The organism is Metaplanococcus flavidus, assembly GCF_042675885.1.
In the GTDB taxonomy this organism is placed as follows: Bacteria; Bacillota; Bacilli; order Bacillales_A; family Planococcaceae; genus Planococcus; species Planococcus flavidus.
Genome location: NZ_JBHTKI010000042.1, coordinates 1 through 5,544, shown reverse-complemented (window position 1 = coordinate 5,544; position 5,544 = coordinate 1). Strand labels below are relative to the sequence as shown.

General features: G+C 36.9%; 8 protein-coding genes. 7 read left to right on the top strand and 1 reads right to left on the bottom strand.

The window, feature by feature from the left end:
- The first annotated feature begins 313 nt into the window (after positions 1-313).
- Complete coding sequence (locus ACFQ1X_RS15595) at positions 314-499, top strand: hypothetical protein (protein WP_144841669.1); 186 nt, start codon at positions 314-316, stop codon at positions 497-499.
- Between the two features lie 113 nt (positions 500-612).
- Positions 613-948: a hypothetical protein gene (locus ACFQ1X_RS15590; RefSeq protein WP_144841668.1), complete on the top strand. Its 336-nt coding sequence runs from the start codon at positions 613-615 to the stop codon at positions 946-948.
- Between the two features lie 502 nt (positions 949-1,450).
- Here the strand turns inward: ACFQ1X_RS15590 and ACFQ1X_RS15585 are convergent.
- A complete protein-coding gene (locus ACFQ1X_RS15585; RefSeq protein ID WP_379083338.1) occupies positions 1,451-1,834 on the bottom strand; it encodes a hypothetical protein in 384 nt (127 codons plus the stop codon).
- Between the two features lie 400 nt (positions 1,835-2,234).
- On the opposite strand from ACFQ1X_RS15585, the gene ACFQ1X_RS15580 reads away from it, so the two are divergent.
- The 5 genes from ACFQ1X_RS15580 (at position 2,235) to ACFQ1X_RS15560 (ending at position 5,334) form a co-directional block, all read left to right on the top strand.
- Positions 2,235-2,516: an AbrB/MazE/SpoVT family DNA-binding domain-containing protein gene (locus ACFQ1X_RS15580; protein WP_144841666.1), complete on the top strand. Its 282-nt coding sequence runs from the start codon at positions 2,235-2,237 to the stop codon at positions 2,514-2,516.
- 83 nt (positions 2,517-2,599) lie between these two features.
- The gene (locus tag ACFQ1X_RS15575) at positions 2,600-2,968 is read left to right on the top strand and encodes a type II toxin-antitoxin system PemK/MazF family toxin (protein ID WP_144841665.1); all 369 of its coding nucleotides are present in this window, start codon (positions 2,600-2,602) and stop codon (positions 2,966-2,968) included.
- A gap of 182 nt (positions 2,969-3,150) precedes the next feature.
- A complete protein-coding gene (locus tag ACFQ1X_RS15570; protein WP_144841664.1) occupies positions 3,151-3,630 on the top strand; it encodes a hypothetical protein in 480 nt (159 codons plus the stop codon).
- 697 nt (positions 3,631-4,327) lie between these two features.
- Positions 4,328-4,660 carry a PadR family transcriptional regulator gene (locus ACFQ1X_RS15565; RefSeq protein ID WP_379083335.1) on the top strand — a complete coding sequence of 111 codons (333 nt, stop codon included), beginning with the start codon at positions 4,328-4,330 and terminating at the stop codon, positions 4,658-4,660.
- Entirely contained in the window at positions 4,657-5,334 is a 678-nt protein-coding gene (locus ACFQ1X_RS15560) for a DUF1129 family protein (RefSeq protein WP_379083333.1), read from the top strand. Before ACFQ1X_RS15565 ends, ACFQ1X_RS15560 begins: the two co-directional genes overlap by 4 nt.
- Positions 5,335-5,544 lie beyond the last annotated feature (210 nt).

The window sequence follows — 5,544 nt, the reverse complement described above, 5'->3', positions numbered from 1 at the left end:
TTTATATGCATTGACTGTCCATTTTGGCTTTTCCATACACCAAATATAACATATAAGTAATAAAATATCGAGTATACTAAACAGATTTCGAATGTAACATATGTGCAGATAAGTTACATTCAAAACCCCGAAACCATTGAGTTTTCGAGAAAAAACAAGTAAAACTAGAATTACTATAAAAAATGATACATTCAGATCGTTGATTCTACTGGTTTCTTAGTCTGATAATCGAAGGTAATATAAAATGAAATAAATCCTGATTTTTTAGTTTATTTGTTTAAAATGAGCTAGTATTTAGAGAAGGAGAGATTTCGTGAAAAATTTAATTGCTTTATCGCCTATACTTTTAATGTTGTTCTTAGCTGTCCTTATTACTGCGGTTATTTTCTTTATAGCAAAACGCTCAAGCCGTTCTGAGAAAATAACGGAATATGAGAGACGAATTCAAGCCCTAGAAGAAGAAAACAGAAGACTAAAAGAAACCCAGAGACATCAATAAGGGTTTTTATGGACTCGTATTTCCTTAGCGATGCTCTTTTATCTTTCCTCTGAATCTCGTTGAGTAGTTCGCTACATATGAATTTCCTTAAAAATGATTGGAGGGAACCAGAAATGAAAAGACTGTGCTTCGCTATCATGATTAGTTTGGTTTTAGCTGCTTGCAGCCAAGGAACCTCCTCCGGAAGTTATGCCATGATACTGGTTGTAAATGATACCGAATACAACGGGACAGAAGCCCATCTCACAGACTATGAGGCAGACAAAGTAATCGGGAAAGTAACAAAGAAAGTGCCCCCCAATGTCTTTCCAGCCAATAATCAGTCCAATTTCTTTGAAGAAGGTACGGTCATCTTCTCGGTGAAAGATCAGACAGAACTTGTGATTGCCGAAGATCCAGCCGGGGAAAGGCATTTGTTGCAATACGCTCCGGGAAATGACTTAAAATAGCAGGGTATAAATGTAGAAATACAGGGGACAAAACTTGAAAGAAGGATGCAGGCAGATGAACAAACAGCATGAAATCAAAGACGTGCAACCGATTCAATTGGCGACTTTTCGGTGTAACGTTTTGAAAATACTTTGATTAAGGAAAAGTATTCTGCAATCAAGCCAATTCGTGCTGCAGTCCAATCCAGTTAGGGGAAAATATATGAAAATATTTAAAAACACAATTGAATTCCTTAACAGAATGAAAGTAATTGATTTATGGGGAGATAAAATGGAAGGCATTTCCGATAAAAAAGAAGAGAGTGTAAAATATCTTGTGTAAATAAATTAGAAGAGACTCCTGATCAGGTTTTCAGTTCACACATCATCAGGTTATCGGAAGTTACTTAAAAACGGGCGGTATTTTCTCTGTTTTACAACAGATGTAATAAGAGTTAAAACCCTTATATACAAAAACGGAGGGTGATTTTTTACACAAAAAATAACACCGCTATAAGCAATGTCATTTACCAGTTGTTAATATTAGATTTTCTGTCTGCCCATTCCACGTAATTTCTACTTCTATTTCTTCATCTTTTTGAATAACAGCGCAGCCCTGACAGCCTCCTCCTCCAGTTTGCGTCACTCCGTTATCTAAAGTTTTACCAGTTCCAGAATCACTTCCTGCAGTGAATTCAATTTTGTAATCTAAAGTTTCTGGAGCTTGTTTTTCCCCTATATATTTAATGGTTCCAGTGTCATTTTGCTCATCCCAGTTTCGAACGTCTACTACGTAAACAACATCCCAATTTTCACTGCTTCCAGAAAAATTATATCTGTCCCCATCGACACAACCACTTAAAATGAGCACCATAATCAGTAATGTGATTAATTTTTTCAAGTTCATCCCCTCCTATTGATTTCTCAATTTTGTCACCTTTTCCTCTTCTATATTATTCTACCTTACTATTCAGACAATTATAACCAATTTCTTATTATAATAATATCGAGCATTTGTAATTTCAAATATAAAGTCGGTATAAAACAGGCAATTGCAAACATTCGAGCTGCATTTTAAAATATATTCTTCTTCATTTTTATTTATATCTGGTTTACATATGAGAGATTATAGGTAGAACTGTGAAACTAAAGCTGTACTAACGAGAAAAAGTGTTGGTTTGAAAGTGCCTTACGTTTCTATTAACTGAAAAATGATAATTATGAATGCTTAGAATGATATCACTTGTCGTATGTAGATACATCGTATATACTGAGTATATAAATAGTACTCTGAGGAGTTGATTCACATGCCGCAAATCAAACAAAAAGTTAGTCGTCGAGAGGCTAGACTTCAGAATTGGGGGAACAGCAAAGCTGTTCGCCTCACACGAGATATTCTAGAGGAAGCCGGATTCAATGAAACTGAGGATGCTGTACTTGATGTAGAGATTGAGCCCAATCGAATTTCGTTGGTTCGAAAAAGCAAATTAACTCCCTTTCAAAAGTTATTTGTTGGTTACAATGGCGGAAAGCCTGAACCTGAATCACTTTGGGATGAAGTAGAACCAGTCGGAAAAGAAGACTGGTGATCAGTTAATAGGCTTAAAGATTATGTGCCTGTACTTAATCCTTAATGGAAAAGTACAGGCACTATTTAATTGGAGGAATAGTGATGACAAGATTTTTTAAAGTTGGTGACATTATAAAGGTCGATATGTCCCCGGCAAAAGGGCACGAACAGCAAGGTTATCGTCCAGCCATCGTAGTTTCAGAAGAAAACGTACATAAAGAAACCGACTTGATTTGGGTCTTGCCAATAACCAATACGAATAAAGGGTATCCAACTCATGTACCGGTAAATGGAAGAACCAAGAATAGCAAGAAAAGTGGAGCAGACAATCAGACAACTGGGTATGTATTGTGTGAAAAGATAAAGGCAATTGATCCATCGGCTAGAGCAGCAAGGTTAACAGATGAAGCTGATCAAGACTTGGTTGAAGATTGTAAGGCTATTATCGATGCCATTACTTTTATAGGGTAAAAAAGTAAGACCAATCAGAATGATTGGTCTTTTTGAGTATCTAAATTTCAATTTCCGTTCGTAAAAGTGTACTTTTACGAACGGTTTTTTCTAGGATAAAAATTTATTGTAGATACTTAAAATGTAAAATTTACCATTCATGATATAATATAACTACAAACCATAGATAGAGGAGGAGTCAAATGAAAACATCAAATAGATTATTCTTAATTCTATCTTTTTTTGCTCTAATACTTTTATTAGGCGGATGTATGAATGCTAATGCTTCGCAAACTCTTACGATTAACAGTCCAGAAGGTTATGAAGGAGTATTGGTTTCTGAGGCGACTTCATTAGTTGAAACGGGTGGGTACGAAGAGATGTTAGTTAATGGAAAAGACAAAGCGAATGATTTGATTGCTGTACTAAATGGAAAAGAACTTATCGAAGCTACCGAGCAGGAACTTCAAGAAAGAATGGATGAACTCGAAGAGCCCGGTAACTACCGATTGCTGCTTTACAACAAACCAAGCGTTGACAGTTCAAGCGAGGATCTTTATCTCCTTCTTTTTTATAAAGATGGAACGATTCAAGTAAATCAAGAAGGGATTTCTTACTTCATCGTCGATCCTCCTAAGGATTTGCTTATTCAGTTAAAAGAAGAGTGGGATATTACCTTTTAAAAACCAAAAAAGATATCTAAATTCATAAAGAAATATTACATCTCCATTGTTAGACATTTATCTAATAGTGGAGATGCAATATTATGGGAAGAAATTCAAGTAGGTTTCACACTAAAATTACTTCAGTTTTCACTAGCTTTATATTCTATGTCTTAAACACTAATGAAATTATTAGAAGGTTAATTTACATATCATGAGTTTTATCGGAAGTCAGATAAAAAATAGGATTCTAAAAGGCCGAAACGAAGAATATTATTCATTTCGGCCTTTTTTATCATTCACTACAGTCGTTCAAGCCCATAATTCCAGAGATGGAAGACATGGTCCCATAAAATATCGGTGTCTTCCTAATATGATTCCCTTGGAAGCAATTTAACAAAATGAATTGGCATGTGTTTGCCGACTTTCAGATTATGTTCGTAAACGCTTTTGAAAACTGAGGACATTCAGAAAGTGGTTTGATCATTTTCAGACAATTTTTATAGGAGTGTTTTTGGGATGTGGTGGAACGTGAATGCTAACTGAAAAATTCATTCATGGAACTCATGCAAGGTACATAAACCCGTTAAATAATCCACTGAAGTATTGACAATAAATTCAAATAATTTTATACTGATGCTAACTACTTGGCAATACAAGGTAGCTTATTTTTTACATTGCTACATTGTTAGACCGAGTACCGGAAGAGGTGAACGCATTGGCGCTTCGTAGCCAATTATTAAGAGGGGTTTTGGAGGCCTGTGTCATGGCGGTTGTAGAGGAAGGAGCTGTGTATGGTTATGAATTATCGCAAAAGCTTCAGAATATCGGATTGCCGGACATCAGTGACGGGACAATTTATCCGCTCCTGGTGCGGCTGCAGAAGAATGGTTTTATTCGCGGAGAAATGAGGCCATCAGCATCAGGTCCGAATCGTAAATATTATTTTTTGACGGACAGCGGTAAAGAGGAGTTGCGGAAAATTTCCGCCGAATGGAAAGAAATCGCTGTGCCGGTAAGCGAATTATTGAAAAGGAGTGAAAAGGCATGAGATCAGCCGAAGTATTGATTGAAGAAAATAACCAAAAACGGGAATTGTTAAATAAAGAAAATCTCACACTTTATGAAGAGTTTCTGCTTTATATCCGGATAGATCTCCGTGTTGATGAACAGGCAGGAGAAGAAGTGCTGATGGATTTGCTAGACCATTTGCTGGAGGCGCAGGAAGAAGATAAAGAGGCTTCCGATTTGTTCGGTGAATCTCCCCAAGCATATGCGAATGAGGTGATTGAAGCATTACCGAAAGAGAAAAAGCGTAATGTTGCTTTATTTATCTTCTCGCAGGTGCTATCTCTCGCTGGATGGTTCAGTATTATGTTCGGAGTTGTCACATTAATCATGTCATTCTTCCAGGAAGTGGATTCGTCAATTCCGCTTGGAAACATACTAGTGATTTTCGGATCCGTAGTAGTGTTTTCGCTTTCGGCTGTGTCAGTAGTTTTCAAAATCGTCCGCACAACTTTGTTCGGTCCAAAGAAAAAAAGGGTATTGGGTTATGTGAAAGCCGGTTTGTTCGGCGGGAGCGCCGTTGGATTGATTATCCTTCTGGCCTGGATTGTCCCCGATTTCGGTCCGGTGATACGGCTAGAGTGGTGGGTGTATGTCCTAAGTGGTCTGATGTTGTTGGGGGTCTACAAATTGATGGGGCGAATGAAACTGTATTAATATGAATCTGGTCCCGGCAGATAAGATTCTGCTGGGGTCTTTTTTTAAAAATATCCTAAATTCCCATCTATTTCTGTCCCCATTTTTGGTAAAAAGATTTATTAATCGCCGATTGTAAAATTAAGCTAGACAACTGAAAAAGCCATTCGTGGTACACTCAAAATGTATTTTCCGACCAAAGAAAAACAGAGGAGTGACCACGAATGACCT